22 protein-coding genes and 1 pseudogene are annotated in these 23,491 nt (G+C 68.0%); 16 read left to right on the top strand and 7 right to left on the bottom strand.

What is annotated here, in order from left to right:
• Nucleotides 1-20: 20 nt before the first annotated feature.
• The 3 genes from MYL53_RS04260 (at nt 21) to MYL53_RS04250 (ending at nt 1,974) form a co-directional block, all read left to right on the top strand.
• Nucleotides 21-686 (top strand): SDR family oxidoreductase, encoded by a 666-nt coding sequence (locus MYL53_RS04260; protein WP_247852172.1) that lies wholly within the window; start codon nt 21-23, stop codon nt 684-686.
• A complete protein-coding gene (gene cysQ, locus MYL53_RS04255; RefSeq protein ID WP_247852171.1) occupies nt 680-1,540 on the top strand; it encodes a 3'(2'),5'-bisphosphate nucleotidase CysQ in 861 nt (286 codons plus the stop codon). The genes MYL53_RS04260 and cysQ overlap by 7 nt, the downstream gene beginning before the upstream one ends.
• Nucleotides 1,541-1,668: 128 nt before the next feature.
• Nucleotides 1,669-1,974 (top strand): hypothetical protein, encoded by a 306-nt coding sequence (locus tag MYL53_RS04250; protein WP_247852170.1) that lies wholly within the window; start codon nt 1,669-1,671, stop codon nt 1,972-1,974.
• 9 nt (nt 1,975-1,983) lie between these two features.
• On the opposite strand, the gene MYL53_RS04245 is transcribed toward MYL53_RS04250, so the two are convergent.
• The gene (locus tag MYL53_RS04245) at nt 1,984-2,196 is read right to left on the bottom strand and encodes a hypothetical protein (RefSeq protein WP_247852169.1); all 213 of its coding nucleotides are present in this window, start codon (nt 2,194-2,196) and stop codon (nt 1,984-1,986) included.
• A gap of 244 nt (nt 2,197-2,440) precedes the next feature.
• Here MYL53_RS04245 and MYL53_RS04240 point away from each other — a divergent pair, with 244 nt between their 5' ends.
• Nucleotides 2,441-4,030, top strand: coding sequence for a peptide chain release factor 3 (locus tag MYL53_RS04240; RefSeq protein ID WP_247852168.1), 1,590 nt, complete (start codon nt 2,441-2,443; stop codon nt 4,028-4,030).
• 213 nt (nt 4,031-4,243) lie between these two features.
• Entirely contained in the window at nt 4,244-5,014 is a 771-nt protein-coding gene (locus tag MYL53_RS04235) for a TatD family hydrolase (protein ID WP_247852167.1), read from the top strand.
• A 9-nt stretch (nt 5,015-5,023) separates the two neighbouring features.
• Here the strand turns inward: MYL53_RS04235 and ygfZ are convergent, their stop codons facing one another.
• Nucleotides 5,024-6,061 (bottom strand): CAF17-like 4Fe-4S cluster assembly/insertion protein YgfZ, encoded by a 1,038-nt coding sequence (ygfZ, locus tag MYL53_RS04230; RefSeq protein WP_247852166.1) that lies wholly within the window; start codon nt 6,059-6,061, stop codon nt 5,024-5,026.
• Between the two features lie 141 nt (nt 6,062-6,202).
• Here ygfZ and MYL53_RS04225 point away from each other — a divergent pair, with 141 nt between their 5' ends.
• The 7 genes from MYL53_RS04225 (at nt 6,203) to MYL53_RS04195 (ending at nt 14,004) form a co-directional block, all read left to right on the top strand.
• Nucleotides 6,203-6,400, top strand: coding sequence for a hypothetical protein (locus MYL53_RS04225; protein ID WP_016854870.1), 198 nt, complete (start codon nt 6,203-6,205; stop codon nt 6,398-6,400).
• Nucleotides 6,400-6,810: an OsmC family protein gene (locus MYL53_RS04220; RefSeq protein WP_247852165.1), complete on the top strand. Its 411-nt coding sequence runs from the start codon at nt 6,400-6,402 to the stop codon at nt 6,808-6,810. Before MYL53_RS04225 ends, MYL53_RS04220 begins: the two co-directional genes overlap by 1 nt.
• A gap of 24 nt (nt 6,811-6,834) precedes the next feature.
• Entirely contained in the window at nt 6,835-8,856 is a 2,022-nt protein-coding gene (gene uvrB / locus MYL53_RS04215; RefSeq protein ID WP_247852164.1) for an excinuclease ABC subunit UvrB, read from the top strand.
• A gap of 78 nt (nt 8,857-8,934) precedes the next feature.
• Complete coding sequence (nei, locus tag MYL53_RS04210; protein WP_247852163.1) at nt 8,935-9,744, top strand: endonuclease VIII; 810 nt, start codon at nt 8,935-8,937, stop codon at nt 9,742-9,744.
• A gap of 218 nt (nt 9,745-9,962) precedes the next feature.
• Nucleotides 9,963-11,468, top strand: a complete 1,506-nt coding sequence (locus MYL53_RS04205) for a fumarate hydratase (RefSeq protein ID WP_247852162.1) — start codon at nt 9,963-9,965, stop codon at nt 11,466-11,468.
• 107 nt (nt 11,469-11,575) lie between these two features.
• Nucleotides 11,576-12,994, top strand: coding sequence for a cardiolipin synthase (gene cls, locus MYL53_RS04200; protein WP_247852161.1), 1,419 nt, complete (start codon nt 11,576-11,578; stop codon nt 12,992-12,994).
• A gap of 92 nt (nt 12,995-13,086) precedes the next feature.
• On the top strand, nt 13,087-14,004 hold the full coding sequence (locus MYL53_RS04195) for a LysR substrate-binding domain-containing protein (RefSeq protein WP_247852160.1): 918 nt from the start codon (nt 13,087-13,089) through the stop codon (nt 14,002-14,004).
• A 189-nt stretch (nt 14,005-14,193) separates the two neighbouring features.
• Here the strand turns inward: MYL53_RS04195 and MYL53_RS04190 are convergent, their stop codons facing one another.
• Nucleotides 14,194-15,288 (bottom strand): bifunctional nicotinamide-nucleotide adenylyltransferase/Nudix hydroxylase, encoded by a 1,095-nt coding sequence (locus MYL53_RS04190; RefSeq protein ID WP_247852159.1) that lies wholly within the window; start codon nt 15,286-15,288, stop codon nt 14,194-14,196.
• A 121-nt stretch (nt 15,289-15,409) separates the two neighbouring features.
• On the opposite strand from MYL53_RS04190, the pseudogene MYL53_RS04185 reads away from it, so the two are divergent.
• Nucleotides 15,410-16,315: pseudogene (locus MYL53_RS04185) on the top strand (YihY/virulence factor BrkB family protein); the annotation flags it as partial.
• 216 nt (nt 16,316-16,531) lie between these two features.
• On the opposite strand, the gene MYL53_RS04180 reads toward MYL53_RS04185, so the two are convergent.
• Nucleotides 16,532-17,572 (bottom strand): Glu/Leu/Phe/Val family dehydrogenase, encoded by a 1,041-nt coding sequence (locus tag MYL53_RS04180; RefSeq protein WP_247852158.1) that lies wholly within the window; start codon nt 17,570-17,572, stop codon nt 16,532-16,534.
• Between the two features lie 130 nt (nt 17,573-17,702).
• Here MYL53_RS04180 and MYL53_RS04175 point away from each other — a divergent pair, with 130 nt between their 5' ends.
• Nucleotides 17,703-17,984, top strand: coding sequence for an acylphosphatase (locus MYL53_RS04175; protein ID WP_247852157.1), 282 nt, complete (start codon nt 17,703-17,705; stop codon nt 17,982-17,984).
• Between the two features lie 88 nt (nt 17,985-18,072).
• On the opposite strand, the gene MYL53_RS04170 is transcribed toward MYL53_RS04175, so the two are convergent.
• The 3 genes from MYL53_RS04170 to MYL53_RS04160 all read right to left on the bottom strand — a co-directional run bounded on the left by MYL53_RS04170 (nt 18,073) and on the right by MYL53_RS04160 (nt 21,037).
• Entirely contained in the window at nt 18,073-19,014 is a 942-nt protein-coding gene (locus MYL53_RS04170; RefSeq protein WP_247852156.1) for a nucleoside hydrolase, read from the bottom strand.
• Nucleotides 19,015-19,033: 19 nt separating this feature from the next.
• Nucleotides 19,034-19,948, bottom strand: coding sequence for a ribokinase (locus MYL53_RS04165; RefSeq protein WP_247852155.1), 915 nt, complete (start codon nt 19,946-19,948; stop codon nt 19,034-19,036).
• A 156-nt stretch (nt 19,949-20,104) separates the two neighbouring features.
• Entirely contained in the window at nt 20,105-21,037 is a 933-nt protein-coding gene (locus MYL53_RS04160; protein ID WP_247852154.1) for a D-2-hydroxyacid dehydrogenase, read from the bottom strand.
• Nucleotides 21,038-21,228: 191 nt separating this feature from the next.
• Here MYL53_RS04160 and MYL53_RS04155 point away from each other — a divergent pair, with 191 nt between their 5' ends.
• Both MYL53_RS04155 and aspS read left to right on the top strand, forming a co-directional pair.
• Nucleotides 21,229-21,462, top strand: coding sequence for an FmdB family zinc ribbon protein (locus MYL53_RS04155; protein ID WP_247852153.1), 234 nt, complete (start codon nt 21,229-21,231; stop codon nt 21,460-21,462).
• A gap of 51 nt (nt 21,463-21,513) precedes the next feature.
• Nucleotides 21,514-23,307, top strand: a complete 1,794-nt coding sequence (gene aspS, locus MYL53_RS04150) for an aspartate--tRNA ligase (RefSeq protein WP_247852152.1) — start codon at nt 21,514-21,516, stop codon at nt 23,305-23,307.
• Nucleotides 23,308-23,491 lie beyond the last annotated feature (184 nt).

The raw sequence follows: 23,491 nt of genomic DNA, 5'->3' as shown, positions 1-23,491 counted from the left end.
CCCATCAGGGAGACACAAGCATGACAACCACCGTGCTGATCACCGGCGCCAATCGTGGCGTCGGGCTGGCGCTGGCACGCCACTACCACGAGGCGGGTTGGGCCGTGATCGGCGTTTGCCGCGAGGCCTCGTTCGAGCTGGCCGAGGTGGCGGCTCGCGTCATCGAAGGCATCGACGTGACGCAGGAGGCCGATGTCGCTGGTTTGGCCGAGGCGCTCGAAGGTCAGCCGCTCGATCTGCTGATCAACAACGCCGGGATGCTCCACGACGAGGTGCTGGGCGCGCTCGACTTCGACGCGATCCGCGCCCAGATGGAGATCAACGTCTATGCCCCGCTGCGTGTGGTCGAGGCGCTGCTGCCGCGCCTGGGCGAGGGGGCGAAGATCGCCAACATCACCAGCCGTATGGGCTCGATCGCCGATAACGACTCGGGTGGCCGCTACGGCTACCGCGCCTCCAAGGCGGCGCTGAACGCCTTCGGCAAGTCACTGGCGGTGGACCTGGCGCCGCGCGGCATCGCCGTGGCCCAGCTGCATCCGGGCTACGTGCAGACGCGGATGGTCGGCTTCGGCGGCCTGATTTCGCCGGAAGAGGCCGCCGCCGGGCTGGCCACGCGCATCGAGGCGCTGACGCTGGAGACCAGCGGCGCCTTCTGGCACAGCAACGGCGAGCGCCTGCCATGGTGATCGCCGAGTCGGGGCAAGCAGGACGCGCCTTCGTCACACCCGCGCTGCGCGAGCGGCTGCTGGCGGGCGTCGAGACGACGGGCGAGGCGGTGATGGCGATCTATCGGCGACCCTTCGATGTCGAGACCAAGGCCGACGACAGCCCGGTCACCGAGGCCGATCTCTGCGCCCACCATGCGCTTCTCGAGCTGCTCGACGAGGTGACGCCGGCGGTGCCGGTGCTCTCCGAGGAGTCGGAGGCCGTGCCCTACGCCATTCGCCGCGCCTGGCGGCGCTACTGGCTGGTCGATCCGCTGGACGGCACCAAGGAGTTCATCCGGCGCAGCGGCGACTTCACGCTCAACGTGGCGCTGATCGAGGACGGCGTGCCGACCTTCGGCATCGTGCATGCGCCGACGCTCGGCGTGAGCTGGTTCGGTCAGCTCGGGGAGGGCGCCTGGCGTCGCGAGGGCGTTGAGACGCACACGATCGGCGTTCGCGCGCTGCCGGATCCGGACCGCGAGCCCTGGTGTGTCATGGGGAGCCGCTCCCATGGCCTGTCGGCGCTGGCGGCATTCATGGAACGCCTGCCGCGCCACGCGCTGGTCTCACGAGGCAGCTCGCTCAAGCTGTGCCTGGTGGCCGAGGGCGTGGCCGATCTCTATCCGCGCTTCGGGCCGACCAGCGAGTGGGACACGGCGGCGGGGCAGGCGGTGGTGACGGCGGCCGGGGGCGAGGTGCTGGATGCGCGGACCCTGATGCCGCTGCGCTGCAATTATCAGGCCTCGTTGCTCAACCCGGCCTTCATCGCCTGCGGCGAGCGCGATTCACGCTGGGAGCAGGCGCTGGCCGCAAGCCTTGAGGAGGTGGACTGACCCCAAGCCGGACATCGACCGCTGTTCGACAACGTCGCGGACGCAAAACTTTCATCCGCATGGCGCCCTTCGTCGTCTCCCCTTTGGACTATGGTATAGGACCCATCTGGTCAGCCGGAGGCGGTCACATGTGTCATGTCGAGGTCGAGCGGCGTCCCCTTCACCGATTGCACGAGCGCGGCGGCGACGCGCCCGAGGTGGTCTTCGTCGTCCCGCGTCGAGAGCCGCTACGCGGCGTCGGCTGGGATCCGCGTCAGGGGCTCTTCCTGATGTTGCAGTCCGGGGCGCGCTGTTACCCGCTCTACGACGTCAGCCGCGGCAGCGACATCCTGGCCATGCGCCTGCTGGCGGTGGAAGTGGCCGAGCCCGACGATCCGCAGGTCAAGGCCTTCATCATCGAGGCGCTGGGCGAGGCGCTGGGCGAGGTGGTGTAGGGGAGCAGGCTAGCGGTCGTCTTCCGCGGCCGGCGTCGGCTGATGATAGAGGCTCCGCTGGTGGCACTGGCTGCAGACCAGCTGGTAGGTGCGATCTTCAACGGCGGTGACGGCGAATTCGTGCCAGGTGTCCATCGCCGAGGGGCGAATTTCACTGGTTCCGCAAGAACACATCATGAGCCAGCCCCCGCGCGGCTCCGGCATCAGCGTGATATCGTTCATTCGATATTTCTCTATTAGGTGATGTCAGCGCTGATGGTAGTCTGTCGGCGCGCGCGAGCCCTGTAGGCAATGGCTGACATCGAATGTACGTCATCAGCCTGCGGCACGGGTTCCGACCCGACCCCACGCCGTCGAGACAGCGGGCGGGCCGAGCGGTACAATCCGCACCATTCTCACAGCCACCATCACCCGAGCACTTTGAAAAATGAGTACAAGGGTGAGTACAAATCAGCAACGAGCCTCAATGTCGACCGACCCTATCGCCCAAGAAGCCGCGCTGCGCCGCACCTTCGCGATCATCTCGCACCCCGACGCCGGTAAGACCACCATCACCGAGAAGATGCTGCTGTTCGGAAACGCCATCCAGATGGCGGGTTCGGTGAAGAGCAAGCGCGACGATCGTCATGCCACCTCCGACTGGATGAAGATGGAGCAGGAGCGCGGCATCTCGGTGACTACCTCCGTGATGCAGTTCCCCTACGGCGGGCGTATCGTCAACCTGCTCGACACCCCGGGCCACGAGGACTTCTCCGAGGACACCTACCGCACGCTGACCGCGGTAGACTCGGCGCTGATGGTGATCGACGGCGCCAAGGGCGTCGAGGACCGCACCATCAAGCTGATGGAGGTCTGCCGGCTGCGCACCACGCCGATCCTGACCTTCATCAACAAGATGGACCGCGACATCCGTGATCCGATCGAGGTGATGGACGAGGTCGAGAAGGTGCTCAACATCCAGTGCGCGCCCATGACCTGGCCAATCGGCATGGGCCGCCACTTCAAGGGCGTCTATCACCTCTACAACGACGTGATCCACCTCTATACCCAGGGCCAGGGCAACCGCATCCCCGAGGACAAGCGCATCGAGGGCCTCGACAGCCCCGAGGTCGACGAGATCCTGGGCGAGGATGCCGCCGAGGAACTGCGCATGGAAGTGGAGCTGGTGCGCGGCGCCTCCCATGAGTTCGATCTCGAGGCCTATCGTCGCGGCGAGCTGACCCCGGTGTACTTCGGTACCGCCATGGGCAACTTCGGCGTGCGCGAGATGCTGGACGGCTTCGTCGAGTACGCGCCGCCGCCCCAGTCGCGGGAGACCAACCTGCGCACGGTGGAGGCCGAGGATGGCACGTTCACCGGCTTCGTGTTCAAGATCCAGGCCAACATGGACCCGAACCACCGCGACCGGATCGCCTTCCTGCGGGTCTGCTCGGGCAAGTACGAGAAGAACATGAAGATGCGCCACACGCGCATCGGCAAGGACGTCAAGATCGCCGATGCCCTGACCTTCATGGCCTCGGATCGCGCCCACGTCGAGGAGGCCTGGCCGGGCGACATCATCGGCCTGCATAACCACGGCACCATCCAGATCGGCGACACCTTCACCCAGGGCGAGGACATGCGCTTCACCGGCATTCCGCACTTCGCGCCGGAGCTGTTCAAGCGCGTACGCCTCAAGGACCCGCTGAAGATGAAGGCGCTGCAGAAGGGCCTGCAGCAGCTGTCCGAGGAGGGCGCCACCCAGGTGTTCATGCCGATGGACAACAACGACCTGATCCTCGGCGCCGTGGGCACCCTGCAGTTCGACGTCGTCGCCCATCGCCTCAAGGAAGAGTACAAGGTCGACTGCATCTACGAGGGCATCAACGTCCAGACCGCCCGTTGGATCTACTGCGACGACGCCAAGATGCTCGAGGAGTTCAAGCGCAAGGCCAGCCAGAACCTCGCTATCGACGGCGGCGGTTACCTGACCTATATCGCGCCGACCCGGGTCAACCTGCAGATGACCCAGGAGCGCTGGCCGGACGTGCGCTTCAGCCCGACCCGGGAGCACTGAACCGGGCTGCGTCCGGAGTTACAAGCGCCGAGCTACAAGCGCCGAGCTACAAGCGACGAGCTACAAGCGCCGAGCTACAAGCGCCGAGCTACAAGAAAACCCGAAGGCCTTGGCCTTCGGGTTTTCTTTTGCTGCGGGCGGTTTCATGCTCCTGACTTGCAGCTTGCAGCTTGCAGCTTGCAGCTTGCAGCTTGCAGCTTGTAGCTTGAGCCCATGCTCATCGACGCCCACTGCCATCTGGACTTCCCCGACTTCGACGCCGACCGCGAGGCGGTGCTGGCGCGTGCCCATGCGGCGGGCGTCGGGCACTTCGTGGTGCCGGGCACGCGGCGGTGTGACTGGCCGCGGGTGCTGGCGCTGGGGGCGCGAGACGACGTCAGCGTCTGCCTGGGGCTGCATCCGTACTTCATGGACGATCACCGCGAGGGCGATATCGATGCCCTGGCGGCGGCGCTGGACCGTCATCCCGAGGTGGTGGCGCTGGGCGAGTGCGGCATCGATGCGCGCTTCACCGACACCCTGGACGCCCAGTGGGCGCTGTTCGACGCCCAGGTCCGCCTCGCCAGGGCGCGGAACCTGCCGCTGGTGATCCACTGCGTGCGGGCCAACGACCGGCTGGCCAAGCGGCTGCGTCAGCTGGCGCCCGAGGCCGGCGGGCTGATCCACGCCTTCGCCGGCTCGCCGCAGCAGGCGAAGGCGTTTCTCGAACTCGGCTTCGCGGTGGGGCTCGGCGGGGCGCTGACCCATGAGAGAGCCAGGCGCCTGCAGCGCAGCGTGGCGGAACTGCCGGACGATGGCTACGTGCTGGAGACCGATAGTCCGGACATGCCGCCGGCCGGCCATCAGGGCGAGCGCAACGAGCCGGTCCGGGTCAGCGAGGTGTGTCGTCGTGTGGCCGAGCTGCGGGGGCAGTCCGCCGAGCGGGTGGCGGCGGACAGCACCGCCACCGCTCGGTGGCTGTTCGGCCTGCCGGCGTCTGAGTGACGCGGACGATCAGGCCCTGGCGGCCAGGCTCTCCGGATCCAGACGCTCGAGCGGGTAGGGCAGCTGCAGGCGCTTGAACTGCTGACCGTCGACGCTGAGCGGTTCGGGGGCTTCCTTGGTGCTCATCACCGCCAGCACTTCCGGCTGGCCGTAGGCGTCGAGCTCGGCGCACAGCACCTCGCCCAGGCGCTTGCCGTTGGCATCCTCCACGGCGCTGCCCTCGGCGGGCAGTCGCTCGCCTTCGAGCTGGCCGCGTACCAGGCGCTTCTTCACCTGGCCCCGGAAGTGCGCGCGGGCCACGACTTCCTGGCCGGTATAGCAGCCCTTCTTGAAGCTGATGCCGCCGAGCGCCTCCCAGTTGAGCATCTGCGGCAGATGGGCGTCGGCCTGGTCGGCGGTGAGCCAGGCCAGCCCGGCCTGGATGTCGTGCAGGCGCCAGACGGCGTTATCGACCGGAGTGGCCTGATCGGCCAGCGATTGCCAGACGGTCTCGGCGCGCTCGGCGGGCAGGCAGGCCAGCAGGCGGGGGCGCGGCCCGGGATGGGCAAGCAGCTGCAGGTCATCGCCGTTGGCCTGATGCCAGGCCGTGGGCGGCCGCACGTCCAGGCGCGCCTCGGCCACCGCCGGCGCCTCGCGGCCGATCAGCCCGATCAGCGCCAGGTCGTCGCGGATCGTCAGCTCGGCCTTGTAGAAGGGCGCGAACTTCTTGAGCTGGTCGTGCAGGCCCTGCACCAGGCTGCGATGCATCAGCAGCCGGTAGTGGCCCTCGGCCACCCGCCACAGCTGGGCGTTGGCCAGCATCCGCCCCTTGGGCGTGCAGAAGACGGTCAGCGGCGCGAAGGCGCCGTCGGCCAGTGACACCTGGGCGCTGGTCTGGCCCTGCAGGAAGCGTTCGGCGTCGGCGCCGCTGACATCGAGGATGCCCAGGTGGACCAGCGGCGTCATCACGGTGGCGTCCATGGCGAGATGGGCCTGGTCCGGCGTGTCGAAGACGAGGCGCGTGTCGTCTTCCCGGCGGCCGCCGAGGCGGTCGAGCCAATCATTCATGTGAGATCTTCCTCGTCTCTTTCCTTAGGCCTGTGGTCCCCTGAGATGAGGGCGTCGGAGCGGCATTGCAACCGCTGCCGGGCCCCGAAGCGGCATGCTAGACTCGTGCCATTCCCATCCAGCCGACCGGAGAGCCAGCCCATGGCCCAGCAGAGCCTTACCTTCAAGGGCGTCGAGAACGCCGATCAGGTCAATCGCATCACCACCGCCCTGATGATGCTCGACGGCGTCGAAAGTGTCGAGGTCGGCCGCCACGGCGCCGAGGTCGACGGCCGGGCGCGCCGCGAGGCGCTGATCCAGGCCGTCAAGAAGCTGGGGCTCGGCATCGAGGTGTCGTGATGAAGCCGCCGATTCGCGTCACCAGCCAGCGCGGTCGCGTGTTCCGCCAGCGGGTCGAGCTCGAGGGCGTCGAGGACCTGTTCGTCGATGTGCCCGAGGCCTTCGGCGGCGAGGGCAGCGCGCCGGATCCCCACGACTACTTCGACCTGTCGCTGGGCGCCTGCAAGGCGATCACCGCTCAGATGTACGCGCAGCGCAAGGAATGGCCGCTGGAGGGCGTCGAGGTGACGGTCAATCGCGATGAACGCGAGGAGCGTCGCGGCGTCTATCGTCTGGAGGTTGTCATGGCCTTCCTCGGCGATCTCGACGACGACCAGCGGGCGCGGCTCGAGGAAATCAGCGACAAGTGCCCGATCCACCGCCTGATGACCGCCGCCACGGTGGAGATCACCACCCGGCAGCGCGACTGAGCCCTCACAAGACCAGGAGATCCGATGAGCAAGGCATTCCGACTCGCGTCCAAGTACCGGCCCGCCGGCGACCAGCCCTCGGCCATCCAGGGCCTGGTCAACGGGCTCGATGCGGGGCTGGCCCACCAGACGCTGCTCGGCGTGACCGGCTCGGGCAAGACCTACACTATGGCCAACGTGGTCGAGCGCCTGCAGCGTCCGACCATCGTCATGGCGCCCAACAAGACGCTGGCGGCCCAGCTCTACGGCGAGTTCAAGTCGTTCTTCCCCGACAACGCCGTGGAATACTTCGTCTCCTACTACGACTACTACCAGCCCGAGGCCTACGTGCCGTCCTCGGACACCTTCATCGAGAAGGACGCCTCGATCAACGACCACATCGAGCAGATGCGGCTGTCGGCGACCAAGGCGCTGCTCGAGCGTCGCGATGCCCTGATCGTGGTCTCGGTGTCGGCGATCTACGGCCTCGGCGATCCCGATCAGTACCTGAAGATGCGCCTGCACTTCAATCGCGGCGAGCTGATCGACCAGCGGGCCTTCCTGCGCCGTCTGGCGGAGCTGCAGTACACCCGCAACGACCTGGACTTCAAGCGCGGCACCTACCGGGTGCGCGGCGACGTGATCGACATCTTCCCGGCCGACGCCGAGGACGAGGCGGTGCGGGTGGAGCTGTTCGACGACGAGATCGACGGCATCAGCCTGTTCGACCCGCTGACCGGCGAGGTGCGCGGCAAGGTCCCGCGCATGACCATCTACCCGAAGTCGCACTACGTCACGCCCCGCGAGACCATCATGGGCGCCATCGACCGCATCAAGGAGGAGCTTGCGGAGCGGCTGGCCTTCATGCGCCAGCACGACAAGCTGGTGGAGGCCCAGCGCCTCGAGCAGCGCACGCTCTACGACATCGAGATGATGCTCGAGCTCGGCTACTGCAACGGCATCGAGAACTACTCGCGCTATCTCTCCGGCCGCGAGCCGGGCCAGGCGCCGCCGACCTTCTTCGACTACCTGCCCAGCGACGCGCTGCTGTTCATCGACGAGTCCCACGTCAGCGTTCCCCAGGTGGGCGGCATGTACAAGGGCGACCGCTCGCGCAAGGAGACCCTGGTCGAGTACGGCTTCCGCCTGCCCTCGGCGCTGGACAACCGGCCGATGAAGTTCGAGGAGTGGGAGCGCATCAGCCCGCAGACGGTCTTCGTCTCGGCCACGCCCGGCCCCTACGAGGCCGAGCACGCCGGTCAGGTGGTCGAGCAGGTGGTGCGCCCCACGGGGCTGCTCGACCCCGAGCTCGAGGTGCGGCCGGCCTCCACCCAGGTCGACGACCTGCTGTCCGAGATCCGCGAGCGCACCGCGGTCGAGGAGCGCGTGCTGGTCACCACCCTGACCAAGCGCATGGCCGAGGATCTCACCGAATATCTCGACGAGCACGACGTGCGGGTGCGCTACCTGCACTCCGACATCGACACCGTGGAGCGGGTCGAGATCATCCGCGACCTGCGCCTCGGCAAGTTCGACGTGCTGGTCGGCATCAACCTGCTGCGCGAGGGCCTCGACATTCCCGAGGTGTCGCTGGTGGCGATCCTCGACGCCGACAAGGAAGGCTTCCTGCGCAACGAACGCTCGCTGATCCAGACCATCGGCCGGGCGGCGCGCAACGCCCACGGCAAGGCGGTGCTCTACGCCGACCGCATCACCGACTCCATGCGCCGCGCCATGGACGAGACCGAGCGTCGCCGCGCCAAGCAGATCGCCCACAACGAGGAGCACGGCATCGTGCCGGAGACGGTGCATCGCTCGGTGGCCGACATCCTCGAGGCCGCCGAGGCCCCGGGGCGTAAGGGCAAGGGCCGCAAGAGCGAGCGCAAGGTGGCCGAGGGCTCGGCGGTCTACGATCCGAACGACCTGGGGCCGGCCGAGCTGGCGAAGGAGATTACCCGACTGGAGGACGCCATGTCCGAGGCGGCCCAGAACCTCGAGTTCGAGGAGGCCGCGCGGCTGCGTGACCGACTGCTGGAGTTGAAGGAGCGCCAGCTCGCAGTGGGCTAGATGCGCCTGAAGACGGCTGCACTCGTCGCCTTTCAGGCATCGCCTGGTCGATATGAAATGTGTTGGTAAGGAGAAAGCATGCCGGAAGGACCCGAGATTCGTCGTGCGGCCGATGCGCTGCACGACCATATCGCCGGGCGTCGCCTCGACGACGCCTGGTTCGCGTTTCCCGAGCTGGCGGAGCAGGCCGGCTCGCTGATCGGCCGCGAGGTGAGGGCGGTCGACAGCTGGGGCAAGGCACTGCTGACCCGCTTCGACGACGGTCGGGTGCTGTATTCGCACAACCAGCTATATGGCGTGTGGAAGCTCCACGACGCCGAGCGCGAGCCGGACACCCAACGCTCGCTGCGCGTGCGCCTGACCGCCGGGGATCGCATGGCGAGCCTCTACAGCGCCTCCGACGTGTCGCTGTGGGAAGAAGGGCGCCTGCACGAGCATCCCTTCCTGTCGCGGCTCGGCCCCGACCTGCTGACCCACGAGGTGACGGTCGACACCATCCTCGAGCGGCTGATGGACCCGCGCTGGCGCGGACGTCGCCTGGGCGGCCTGCTGCTGGACCAGTCCCTGGTGGCGGGGCTCGGCAACTACCTGCGCTCGGAGATCCTGTTCTTCGCCGCGCTCTCGCACCGGGCCCGGCCGATCGACCTGACCGACAATCAGCGTAGGCAGCTGGCCGAGCAGATGCTGGCGCTGACGCGGCGTTCCTACGAGACCGGCGGGGTGACCAATCGCGACGACTGGGCCGCCGCCGATCGAAGCGAGGGGCGCTGGCGCTTCGCCGCCTTCGAGCGTGAAGGCCTCCCGTGTCATCGCTGCGAACGGCTGATCGAGAAGCTCAGCGTGGCCTCGCGGCGACTCTATCGCTGCCCGTCCTGCCAGCCGGACTGAACGTTGCGACGCGTCGTCGAAATTTTATACCGTTATCTCGCATTGTCCTTACCTCGCTAACCTCGGTAGCACTGCCGGCGGAAGGCAAGTGCGATATAATGTCGCCCCGTTCGAGCCCGCCACCGGCTTCCGGCCGCAGGCATCTGTCGGAGCAGCGTTGAGTCCGGCATCTGCCTTGAGAAGCGGGCGTGTCGACCCACCAATGGAGCGTCTTGCCCATGACCGTGATCCGCCAGGATGACCTCATCCAGAGCGTCGCCGATGCCCTGCAGTACATCTCCTACTACCACCCCAAGGACTTCATCGACGCCATGGCGGCGGCCTACGAGCGCGAGGAGAATCCCGCGGCCAAGGACGCCATCGCCCAGATCCTGATCAACTCGCGGATGTGCGCCACCGGCCATCGCCCGATCTGCCAGGACACCGGCATCGTCACCGTCTTCGTCCACGTCGGCATGAACGTGCGCTTCGAGACCGACATGAGCCTCGACGACATGGTCAACGAGGGCGTGCGCCGGGCCTACAAGCTGCCCGACAACATCCTGCGCGCCTCGGTGCTGGCCGACCCGGACGGCAAGCGTCAGAACACCAAGGACAACACCCCGGCGATCATCCACCACAAGCTGGTGCCCGGTGACACCGTGGAAGTGCACGTGGCGGCCAAGGGCGGCGGCAGCGAGGCCAAGTCCAAGTTCGCCATGCTCAACCCCTCCGACAGCGTGGTCGACTGGGTGCTCGAGCAGCTGCCCAAGATGGGCGCCGGCTGGTGCCCGCCCGGCATGCTCGGCATCGGCATCGGCGGTACCGCCGAGAAGGCCATGGAGCTGGCCAAGGAGTCGCTGCTCGATCCGATCGACATCCAGGACCTGCAGGCCCGGGGGGCGTCCGATCGCGCCGAGGAGCTGCGCCTCGAGCTCTACGACAAGGTCAACCAGACCGGCATCGGCGCCCAGGGCCTCGGTGGCCTGACCACGGTGCTCGACATCAAGGTCAAGGACTACCCGACCCATGCGGCCAACAAGCCGGTGGCGATCATCCCCAACTGCGCGGCCACCCGTCACGCCCACTTCACGCTGGACGGCACCGGCCCGGCGGCGCTGCCGGCGCCCAAGCTCGAGGACTGGCCTGAGATCACCCGGGAGGCGGGCGACAACGTCAAGCGCGTCAACCTCGACGATATTACCCCGGAAGAGGTGCAGAGCTGGCAGCCCGGCGACACCCTGCTGCTCAACGGCAAGCTGCTGACCGGCCGTGACGCCGCCCACAAGCGCATGGTCGACATGCTGGCCAAGGGCGAGAGCCTTCCGGTGGACCTCAAGGGCCGCTTCATCTACTACGTCGGCCCGGTCGATCCGGTCGGCGACGAGGTGGTCGGCCCGGCCGGCCCCACCACCGCGACCCGCATGGACAAGTTCACCCGTACCATGCTCGAGCAGACCGGCCTGCAGGGCATGGTCGGCAAGGCCGAGCGGGGCGAGGCGGCCATCGAGGCGATCCGCGACAACAAGGCGGTCTACCTGATGGCCGTGGGCGGCTCCGCCTATCTGGTGGCGCAGGCCATCAAGCAGGCGCGCGTGGTCGGCTTCGAGGACCTGGGCATGGAAGCCATCTACGAGTTCGAGGTGGAGGACATGCCGGTGACCGTGGCCGTGGACAGCGCGGGTACCTCGGTCCACCAGACCGGTCCGGCCAAGTGGAAGGAGATCATCGCCGAGCGCGTCTGATCCCGAAAGCAAGCCTGACGATCGACGGCCCCGCCATCTGGCGGGGCCGTTGTCGTTTTGCGTATGCTGGAGGCTTCGCGAACGTCCCACGGAAAGGGAGTCTGCTCATGACGTCTTGGCTGTTCGGCCTGGTGATCCTCGCCTTCCATCTGCTCGGCATGCTGTCGGCGGTGCAGGCGCTGATGTCGGCACGTACCTCCCAGGGGGCGATCGCCTGGATCCTGTCGCTGGTCACCGTGCCCTATCTGGCGGTGCCGGCCTACTGGGTGTTCGGGCGTCCGCGCTTCTACGGCTACGTCTCCGCGCGCGGCGAGCGCGACACCGTGCTGCGTCGCGTGCTGGAGGGCTATCGCGAGCGGGTCGCGCCCTATCTGGCCGGTGCCCGGGAAGCCGACGTGCGAGCGGTGGAGAAGCTGGCGATGATGCCGATGACCAGCGGCAACGACGCCGAGCTGCTGATCGACGGCGAGGCCACCTTCGAGAGCCTGTTCGCCGGGATCGACGCCGCCGAGGACTATATCCTGATCCAGTTCTTCATCGTGCGCGACGACGAGCTGGGCCGTCGGCTCAGTGAGCATCTGCGCGCGGCGGCGGAACGGGGGGTGTGGGTACGCTTCCTGTACGACGAGATCGGCAGTCACTCGCTGCCGGAGAGTTACCTCAAGGCGCTGCGCGAGGCCGGCATCGAGGTCAGCGCCTTCCACTCGTCCCGCGGACTGCGTCATCGTTTCCAGCTCAACTTCCGCAACCATCGCAAGATCGTGGTGGTCGACGGCCACATGGGCTGGGTGGGGGGGCATAACGTCGGCGTCGAGTATCTCGGCTACAATGCCCGACACGGCCACTGGCGTGACACCCATCTGAAACTGGTCGGGCCGAGCGTGCTGGGGCTTCAGGAGGCCTTCTGGGAGGACTGGCACTGGGCCACCGGCGAGGTGATCCGCCTGGACTGGGTGCCGCACGAGAGCGATCAGGCGTGTCGCAACGTGGTCATCGTGCCCTCGGGGCCGGCGGACCCCCAGGAAACCGCCAGCCTGCTGGTGCAGCACGCCATCCACCGGGCCCACGAACGGCTATGGATCACCAGTCCCTACTTCGTGCCCGATCACAGCGTGCAGGATGCCCTGCGTCTGGCGGCCATGCGCGGGGTGGACGTGCGCATCATGATGCCCGAGCGGCCCGATCACCTGCTGGTGTTCCTGTCGGCCTTCTCCTTCCTGCCCGACATGCTGCGCGCCGGGGTCAGGGTCTATCGCTACCAGCCGGGCTTCCTCCACCAGAAGGTGATCCTGATCGACCAGGCCGCGGCCTGCGTCGGCACCGTCAACCTCGACAATCGCTCCTTCCGGCTCAACTTCGAGGTCACCGCCTTCGTGCCGGACCAGGGCTTCGCCACCGAGGTGGAGGCCATGCTGGAGCGGGACTTCGCCAACTGCCGCGAGGTCTCGCTGGAGGAGATCCGCTCGCGCCCGCTGTGGAAAAAGCTGGTCTCCCGGGGGGCCTACCTGTTCGCGCCGGTGCAGTGAGGCTTTCTCGCTTGGGTCGCATCGGCGCCTGGGGTACATTAGCGACCGGGCTGGCCCCAGGGCCGCTAATGCATCCGTGATCGGGAGTCCCGGTGAACCTCGAGACCAAGTGGCTGGAAGACTTCGTCGCCCTGGCCAATACCCGCAGCTTTTCCGCCTCGGCCCGCCAGCGTCACGTCACGCAGCCGGCCTTCAGTCGCCGCATCCGCTCCCTGGAGCAGGCCGTGGGCGTGACCCTGGTCGACCGCTCCACCACGCCGGTCGATCTCACCCCCCAGGGCCAGCTGTTCCTGGTCACCGCCCGCAACATGGTCGAGCAGCTCAACGAGAGCCTCGGCCACCTGCGCGGGCTGTCCATGGCCAACGAGGCGCTCGACATCGTCGCCGCCCACTCCCTGGCGCTGAGCTTCTTCCCGCCCTGGATCTCGCGGCTGCAGAAGGGCGTGGGCGAGCTGCCGACGCGGCTGGTGGCCATGAACGTGGGCGATGCCATCCACGTGCTGCGGGAAGGCAACTGCGACCTGATGCTGGCCTACTACGATCCTTACGCCACCATGCAGCTCGACGCCGAGGTCTTCCCGTCGTTCTCCATCGGCCAGGTCCAGATGGTGCCGGTGAGCCTGCCGGACGAGGCGGGCGCGCCACGCTTCTCGCTGGAGGGGCGTCAGGAGGTGCCATATCTTGCCTACACCCAGGGCGCCTTCCTCGGCCGTAGCGTGCGCATGCTGCTCAAGAACGATCCGCTGCGCATGCGGCTGCGGGTGGTCTACGAGACGGCCATGGCCGAGGGCCTCAAGGGGATGGTGCTGCAGGGCGTGGGCATGGCCTGGATTCCCGACTTCTGTATCCGCGAGGAACTCAAGAGCGGTCGCCTGGTGCGCGCCGGCGCCGAGCATTACGACGTGCCGCTGGAGATCCGCCTCTATCGCTGTTCGCTGGTGCACAAGCCGGGAGTGGAGAAGCTGTGGCGGCAGATGATGAAGTTGCCGCGGGATTTCCTGCAGGCCTGAAAAAGGCGGGATTTCCTACTGCGCTCGATAGCTCGGCCACCGGCGCTGCTCGCTATCCTCATGTAGCAGGCTACACTCCGGTAGCTGCGCTGCGGCGGTGACCGACCTAATCTTCGCTCGTTACGGAAATCTCGACTTTTTTAGCGTTCAAGCATCACTGCTGGGGTTGGAGGGACTCGCCGTCCCCTGTCACGGCCCACCGAAGTCGGCGGGCAGGCCCAGGAAGTTCTGGATGATGAAGAAGTGGTCCTCGAACAGCGCGTCGGGTTCGAGGTCGGCCAGCGGCACCCAGCGGGCGTGGTCGCCGCCCTTGACCGGCTTGAGCTGCGGCAGCTGCTGCTCCGGACGCAGGGCGAAGTAGAAGGCCTCGGCCAGGGTGCGTCCCCGCCAGCTGCGATGCGGCTCGTCGAACAGCCGCTGCCCGCGCAGCGATCCCTTCAGCACCGGCTCCGGCACCTTCAGCCGCACCCGTTCGCGCAGCTCGCGCAGGCAGGCATCCAGCAGCCGCTCCTGGGGGCTGATGAAGCCGCCGGGCAGAGCATAGAGCCCCTTGCCGGGGGCCGCGGTGCGCTTGACCAGCAGCACGTGCCCCGACTGCACCACCACCGCGCAGGCGGTGACGAACACCGGCGGGTAGGGCGCCTGGGCCCAGGCCTGGCGGTACTGCTCCAGCAGCCCCTGTTCCTCCACCAGCTGCTCGAAGGCCTCGGTCTCGAGAAAGCCCTTGAGGCTGTCCACCACGCCCGGCGGCAGGTCATGAGAGGCGCCTGCGCTGGCGTAGTCCGCGGCGGCGATCGACGAGCGGAACAGGCGCTCGCGGATCTGGCTGGCGGAGATGCCCTCGACCATCGGCACGCTGACCGACTCCCACTGCGGGAACAGCGAAAGATAGTAGCTCGACTGGCCGCGGCTGGCGCCGATCAGGCCGATGCGCGGCAGGCGGGCATGGCTGGGCGAGGCGATGTCGCGCACCTTGCGCTGCACGTCGCGCACCCAGACGTCGTTGTTGTAGAGCGCATCGAGCAGCGGCACGATCTCGAGCCGGGCGTTGTCGTCGGCGTCGAAGGCGCTCCTCAGCATCCGGCGCCGTTCGTCGAAACGCCAGGGGTTGCGCAGCGAACGCGCCTGCCAGGCGGAGCCGACCAGCACGATCACCTGCCGGGCCCGCTTGAGCGCCTCGTGGATCACCGCCAGATGCCCCAGATGCGGGGGCTGGAAGCGGCCGATGAAGACCAGGCAATCGAAGTCGGGGGATGACGGCTCGGCGTCCGGCGGCGGACACATGGCGGGGCTCCGGCGGGAAAAGGGCCCATTATGGTGAGCCGCCACAGGCCGCGCAATGCTCGTGACGTCGGAAGCGCTCGGGTATGCTGGGCCGGCAAGGGACTGTGAAGGAGACATCGTGATGTGGAGCCGTATCAAGCAGGTCGTCCTCTTCTGGTGGGGCGTGACCCGCGACGCCGTCAAGCTGTGGGTCGAGCGCAACGCCTTCAGCTATGCCGGCTCGCTGGCGTTCTACACGCTGTTCTCGCTGGCGCCGACGATCATCATCGCGGTCACCGTGATCGGCCTGGTGCTGGGCGAGGAGGCCGCCCAGGGACAGATCGTCGCCCAGCTCGAGGGCACCATGGGCACCGGCGCGGCCCAGGCGATCCAGGATGCCGTGGCTCAGTCGCGCATCGAGGCCTCCGGCCTGTGGCCGACGCTGATGGGGCTCGGCGCCATGCTGGTCGGCGCGACCACCGTGTTCGGCCAGATGCAGTACTCGCTGAATACGCTGTGGGGCGTCACCGCCCACCCCAAGGCCAACAGCGTGCTGCTGCTGCTCAAGAAGCGCACCCTGTCGATGACGGTGGTGCTGGCTATCGGCTTCATCCTGCTGGTGTCGCTGGTGCTGGGCGTGGCGGTCAAGTCGCTGCTCCACGCGGCCAATGACCTGATGCCGTTTGTCGGCGCCCTGACCACCGGGATCGAGTTCCTGGTCTCGCTGGCGCTGGTCAGCGCCCTGTTCGCGACCATCTTCCGGGTGCTGCCGGACGTGGTGCTGAGCTGGCGCGACGTGCTGGTGGGCGCCGTGGTCACCGCGCTGCTGTTCGCCGTGGGGCGCAGCGCCATCGCCACCTATCTGGCCTATACCGCTACCGCCTCCACCTACGGCGCGGCGGGCTCGGTGGTGGTCGTGCTGCTGTGGGTCTATTACTCGTCTCTCATTCTCCTGTTTGGCGCCGCCTTCACCAAGAGCCTGCTGTTGGCCCGCGGCGGCAAGGTGATCCCGCGCAATACCGCCGTATTGGTGCATCACGAGCTGATCGAGGAGGCGTCGCGCGACACGGCCTCGAACGGCCGTCGCTGGTGGCCCGGCCGCCACCGGGACGACACGTCGCCCCACGAGGCATCGGCTGACACGGCCGCCGACGAGCGCGTCTCTTCCTCCTCTGATGAGTCGACCGCAGAGGCACAAGACCCGGAAGCGTCGCCTTCCGACTCGCCTTCCTCTTCTCGAGAGGCGCGCCAGTAACGCTGAGCCTCAGCCGGCGGTCTCGAAGCGCTCCCGGGCCAGGTCGTCGGCGACCAGCGCCGGGCTGCGGCCCTCCTGGGCGGCCCTGGCGAAGATCTCGTCGAGGGTCGTGCCGATCCTGGCGATATGCGCCGTCACCGCCTCGCGGCGCTGCCAGGCGATCTCTATCACGCCGCCGGCGTTGGCCACGTAGTCGGGCGTGTAGAGGATACCGCGATCGCGCAGCCGATCCGCCACCTCGGGGCTGGCCAGCTGATTGTTGGCTGCGCCGCATACCACCCGCGCCTTCAGGCGCCTGACCACCTCCGGCGTCAGCGCCGCGCCCATGGCACAGGGGGCGAAGACGTCGACCTCGGCATCGACGATGGCCTCGGGCGCCACGATCCTGGCGTCGAGCTCCCCGGCCAGCCGGGCCGCGGCGTCGCGGTCGACGTCTGCCAGCACCAGCCCGGCGCCGGCATCGTGGAGACGCCGGGCCAGGGAGGCGCCGACGTGACCGACACCCTGAATGGCGATGCGCAGGCCGGCGAACTGATCCTCGGATTCCGCCCGGCCGAGGCCGTGGTAGACGGCGCTCTGCATGGCATGAAAGACGCCGAGGGCGGTCCAGGGAGAGGGATCGCCGGAGGCGCCATCGCGGCCGAGCCCGCTGACGTGTTCGGTGACCTCGGCGATGACACGCATGTCCGCCTCGTCGGAGCCCGAATCCTCGGCGGTGATATAGCGGCCCACCAGTGAATCGATCAGACGGCCCATGGCATGCAGCAGCTCGGGCGTCTTGTCGCGGTGCGGGTCGGCGATGATCACCGCCTTGCCCCCGCCCAGTGGCAGATCGGCCAGCGCCGACTTGTAGGTCATGCCGCGGGAGAGCCGCAGTACGTCGGTGAGAGCGTCGGCCTCGCTGGCGTAGGGATAGATGCGCAGCCCGCCGAGCGCGGGGCCTCGCGTGGTGTCGTGGATGGCGATGATGGCACGCAGGCCGCTGGCGGCGTCGCAGCCGTGAATGACCTGCTGATGGTGGTCGAAGTCGGGATGATCGAAGACCGGCATGAGGCGTCTCCCTTGTGAGGAAACCGGGACGGCGAGGCGGCGCCGCGAGGCTTGTGGCCGCGGCAGCGCCGGTGTCACCCTGTAGATTAGGACATCGACACCGCCAACCGCTCACGAAAGGAGACGTCGTATGGAAGCTCATGCCATCAAGGCGCGCGTCAGCGGCCGCGTCCAGGGCGTCTGGTATCGCCGCTCCACCCAGGAACGCGCGAGGCAGGCCGGGGTGACCGGCTACGCCATCAATCTCGTCGACGGGCGCGTGGAGGTGCTGCTGTGCGGGGCGCGGGAAGACGTCGAGGCCGTGGCGGCCTGGCTGTGGCAGGGGCCGCCGAACGCCGAGGTCACGAGCGTCGAGACCGAGCAGATCACGCTGGCGGAAGGCGAGGCGCCCGACGACTTCATCACCGGCTGACGCTGGCACGAGCGCGACACGGCACGCCAACGAAAACCGCCGGCCCAGTGGGCCGGCGGTGTCGTTCTGCTTCGCGATGCTCGCTGCATCAGGCGAGGGTCTCGGTGATCCACTCGACCACGGCCTCGCCGTCGACGCCCAGGCAGACGTCGGCCAGCGGCGTCTGCGACCAGCGCGGGGCGATGAACTCGCGCCCCTCGGGCGCGAACAGGGTCTGGCCCTCCGCCGGGCCTTCGGTGGCCACGTTGAGATGGCCGCTGGCGACGGTGAACAGCTCCGGGCGCACCAGCCAGGCCAGGGCCAGGCTGTCGTGCGGGCAGCAGCCGTCGATGCCCAGCGCGCCCTGGTAGAACTCGCGGTAGAAGGCGTAGCTGCCGGCGAGCACCTCGCCCAGCGCACCCTGGCCGGCGGCGATGCGTTCCATGTGCTGCGGGGCCAGCACGCAGCGGTGGGTGACGTCCAGACCGACCAGGGTCAGCGGCCAGCCGGCGGTCAGCACCCGCTGGGCGGCGTGGGGGTCGTTGAAGATGTTGGCCTCGGCCACCGGGGTGACGTTGCCGCCTTCCTTGATCGAGCCGCCCATCACTACCACGCGCTTGACCCGCTCGGTGATGCTCGGGTCGATCTGCAGCGCCGCGGCCAGGTTGCCGAGCGGCCCCACGGCCACCAGCGACACCTCGCCGGGGCGGGCGTTGACGGTATCGACGATGAACTGCGCGGCATTGCGGGCGTCGGCCTGGCCGGTCACCGCGGGCAGGTCGATGTCGCCGAGGCCGTTGGCGCCGTGGATGTGCGCCGGCGCCGGATGACGCGGCTTGACCATCGACACCGCCGCGCCCTGGGCCACCGGGATGCGCTGGCCGGCCAGCTCGGACAGCAGCAGCGCGTTGTGGGTGGCGGTCTCCACGTCGACGTTGCCGAAGGTGGTGGTCATGCCCAGCAGCTCGATGTCGGGATGGCGCAGGGCGATGGCGATGGCCTGGGCGTCGTCGACGCCCGGATCGGTATCGAAGATGATCGGTTCAGACATGGCGTCCTCGGCGGTCGGTTCAGGGAGTGTTCGGGGTCTGGGTCTGGCGCTGCCACCGGGCCACCTCGGCGGCCTCGGGGATGCTTTCGGCCGCACCGGAGCGCTGCACGCCGAGGGCGGCGGCCGCGGCGGCCCGTTCCAGGCATGCCTCGGGGCCTTGGCCGTCCTGCAGCGCCGCCAGATAGTAGCCGATGAAGGTGTCGCCGGCGGCGGTGGTGTCGACCGGCGTGACCGGCATCGGCGGCTGGAAGTGGCGCGTCTCGCCGACCTGATACCAGGCGCCGTCGCCGCCCAGGGTCAGCACGGTCTCGGTGGTGGGCAGACGCTCGGCCAGTGCGTCGAGCAGGGCGGAGGCCGCGCTGCCGGCAGGCAGGCCGGTGAGCATTTCCGCCTCGCTGCGATTGACGAACAGCAGCCGGCAGGCCTCCAGCGGCAGCTCGGCGGCATCGGCGGTCATCGGTGCCGGATTGAAGGCGATATGCAGCCCGCGCTCGCGCGCCGCCTCGAACAGGTAGGGCAGGGCGATGCATTCGTTCTGGGCCAGCAGCCAGTCGCCGGGCGCGGCCTCGGCCAGCCGGGTGTCCAGCGCCGCCTCGGTGAAACCGTGATTGGCGCCGGGGAACAGCAGGATGGCGTTCTCACCGGCATCGTCGACCTGGATGATGGCGTGCCCGCTGGGTTCGTCGACCAGCTCGACGCTGCCGACGTCGACGCCGGACGCCTCGAGCAGGTTGCGGGCCCAGGCGTCCTGGCGGCCGAGTCGGCCCCAGTGGCGTACCTGGCCGCCGGCGCGAGCCATGGCCAGCGACTGGTTGGCGCCCTTGCCGCCGAGCCCGACGCGATAGCCATGGCTGGTGAGGGTTTCGCCGGGCGTGACCAGGTGGGGAACGCGATAGATATGGTCGAGATTGATCGACCCGAAATTGTGCAGCATGCCGTCGTCCGGATGAGAGGCTTGGGTGAAAGCGATACCGGCGAGAGTATCGGGGGCCAAGACGACCTTCGCAAGCCGGGTAGCGACCCGATATCGACTTTATACCGTTATCTATTTCCTCAGCCGCCAAGCTCAAGCCTGACGGAATAACGGTTTTCAGTCGCGGATGGGGCGACTCAGGTTGTCGGCGGTGAGCTGGACGATGCGCTGGCGAGCCTCGGGGCTGATCCAGGCGCTGTGGGGCGTCACGATCAGGTTGAGCGGCTCGCTCAGGGCGTCGATCAGCGGATGGCCGTCGCGCGGCGGCTCCTCGGGCAGCACGTCGACGGCCAGGCCGCCGATCCGGCCCTCGCGCAGGGCCTCGAGCGCGGCGATCTCGTCAATCATGCCGCCGCGGGCGCAGTTGACCACCAGCGCCGAGGGCTTGAGCGTCGCCAGCAGGTCGGTGTCGATCAGGTGGCGGCTGGCCTCGGTGAGCGGACAGTGCAGGCTGATGGCATCGGCGGTGGGGGCGAGCTCGGCCAGCGTCGGGCGCGCATCCTGCTCGGCGCCGGGGCGGGCGGCGAAGACGACGTCCATGCCAAAGGCGCCGGCGAGTTCGCCGACCCGGGTGCCGAGCTCGCCCTGGCCGACGATGACCAGCCGCTTGCCCTCGAGCTGCAGGGTGGTGTGATCCATCAGGCAGAAGAAGGGGCTTTCGCCCCAGCGGCCCTCGGCCACGTCGCGCTGATAGCGCCGCAGCCGCCCGGCCAGGGCCAGCAGCTGCATCATCGTGTGCTGCGCCACGCTGGCGGTGCCGTAGGCGGCGACGTTGCGCACCACGATGCCGCGGCGCTCGGCCTCGTCCATGGCGATGTTGTTGGTCCCGGTGGCCAGCACGCAGATCAGCCTGAGGTCGGGCAGGGCGGCCAGGGCCTCGGCATCGAGCACCACCTTGTTGACGATGGCGACCTCGGCGCCCGCGAGCCGGGCGACGGCCTCGTCGCGCTCGGTGAAGTCGTGGACATCGAGGCGAGAGACCTGCTCGCGGATCGGCGTCAGATCGATATCGTCGCCGAGGCTGGCGGCGTCGAGAATCACGGCATGCATGGCGGTCTTCCTTGTGGTTGGAGACGTCGCTGCGGGGCTGGGCCTGGGGCCCGGCGGCAGGCTATAATAGCGGGCTTTCAGGGCAGGCCTGGTTGGAATTTTCGCCGCCCGACCCTATATCGCAGAACGTGTCGCGGGCATGGTTGGCCCGCATCGCCCTCTGGGACGTCGTTACCGGGAGATATCGAACCATGCCCATCTACGAATACGAGTGCAAGGCCTGTGGCCATCGCCTGGAGAAGCTGCAGAAGATCGGTGCCGCGCCGCTGACCGACTGCCCGGCCTGCGACCAGGCCGAGCTCGACCGTCTGGTCTCCGCGGCGGGCTTCCGCCTGGCGGGCAGCGGCTGGTACGAGACCGACTTCAAGTCGGGCAGCAAGAAGAACCTGGCCGGCGGCGGCGAGACATCCGGGTCGGCGGCCTGACCGCGGTCGTCGCCTCCTTACCCCATTTCACGCAACAGAACAGGATACGACATGCGCAGCCATTATTGCGGCCAGCTGAACGAGACCATGGTGGATCAGACGGTCACCCTGTGCGGCTGGGTCCATCGCCGCCGTGACCATGGCGGGGTCATCTTCCTCGACATGCGCGACCGGGACGGCATCGCCCAGGTCGTGGTCGACCCCGACACCGCCGAGGCCTTCGCCAATGCCGACCGCGCCCGCAGCGAATACGTGCTGCGCATCAGCGGCCGCGTGCGTCTGCGCCCGGAGGGCACCCAGAACCCGAACATGCCGACCGGCCTGATCGAGGTGCTGGCCAAGGACGTGGAGGTCCTCAACACCGCCGCCACCCCGCCGTTCCAGCTCGACGAGCACGGCAAGGTCGGCGAGGAAGTGCGCCTCAAGCATCGCTACATCGACCTGCGCCGCCCGGAGATGATCGAGAAGCTGCGCCTTCGCTCGCGCATCTCCCACAGCGTGCGTGCCTACCTCGAGGGGCAGGGCTTCCTCGACATCGAGACGCCGATCCTGACCCGCGCCACCCCGGAAGGCGCCCGTGACTATCTGGTGCCGAGCCGCACCCATGCGGGCAGCTTCTTCGCGCTGCCGCAGTCACCGCAGCTGTTCAAGCAGCTGCTGATGGTGTCCGGCTTCGATCGCTACTACCAGATCGCCAAGTGCTTCCGCGACGAGGACCTGCGCGCCGACCGCCAGCCCGAATTCACCCAGATCGACCTCGAGGCCTCCTTCGTCGAGGAAGAGGACATCATGTCGATCACCGAGAACATGGTGCGCAACCTGTTCAAGGACGTGCTGGACGTCGAGCTGCCGGCATTCCCGCGCATGCCCTATGCCGAGGCCATGCAGCGCTTCGGCTCCGACAAGCCGGACCTGCGCATCCCGCTCGAGCTGACCGACGTCGACGACCTGATGAAGGACGTGGACTTCAAGGTGTTCTCCGGCCCGGCCAATGCCGATGACGGCCGCGTGGCCGCGCTCAAGGTCAAGGGCGGTGCGAGCCTGAGCCGCAAGGAGATCGACGAGTACACCAAGTTCGTCGGCATCTATGGCGCCCGTGGCCTGGCCTGGATCAAGGTCAACGAGCGTGCCAAGGGTCTCGAGGGCCTGCAGTCGCCGATCGTCAAGTTCATGGAAGGCGTGGTCGAGCAGCTGCTGGATCGCGTCGGCGCCGAGGACGGCGACATCATCTTCTTCGGCGCGGACAAGGCCACCATCGTCAACGAGGCGCTGGGCGCGCTGCGCGTCAAGCTGGGCGAGGACCTCGACCTCTACACCGCCGAGTGGTCGCCGCTGTGGGTGGTCGACTTCCCGATGTTCGAGGACGACGGCAGCGCCCGCCTGCAGGCCCTGCACCACCCGTTCACCGCGCCTTCCTGCGACGTGGAAACGCTCAAGGCCAACCCGGCCGAGGCGCTGTCCCGCGCCTACGACATGGTGCTCAACGGCACCGAGCTGGGCGGCGGCTCGATCCGTATCCACGACCAGGCCATGCAGCAGAGCGTGCTCGAGCTGCTCGGCATCGGCCAGGAAGAGGCCCGCGAGAAATTCGGCTTCCTGCTCGACGCCCTGCAGTACGGCGCGCCGCCCCACGGTGGCCTGGCCTTCGGCCTCGACCGTCTGGTGATGCTGATGAGCGGTGCCCGCACCATCCGTGAGGTGATCGCCTTTCCGAAGACCCAGAGCGCGGCCTGCCTGATGACCGATGCCCCGGGCGAGGTCAGCGGCGAGCAGCTCAAGGAGCTCAACATTCGCCTGCGCCAGAAGGCCAAGGCGGAAAAGGCAGAAGAGGGCACCGCCGAATAAGCGGCGAGTCTTCCGTCAACGCACCGGCGCCCCTTGTGGCGCCGGTGTCGTTTCTGGGGGTGATATGGCTCCAACACTCGACCTGAGCACCGAGGACCAGCCGAAGCGAGGTTCTTTTGACATGGATGTCAAAAGAAGCGCCCAGGGAAGGGTTTACCGCGTCCTCGTGAAGGCTGGTCGTCGG

Origin of the sequence: Halomonas getboli, from assembly GCF_023094245.1 — a bacterium.
Taxonomy (GTDB): Bacteria; Pseudomonadota; Gammaproteobacteria; order Pseudomonadales; family Halomonadaceae; genus Halomonas; species Halomonas getboli.
Note: the sequence above shows the minus strand (reverse complement) of the source record. Positions and strands in the feature narration are given on the sequence as shown.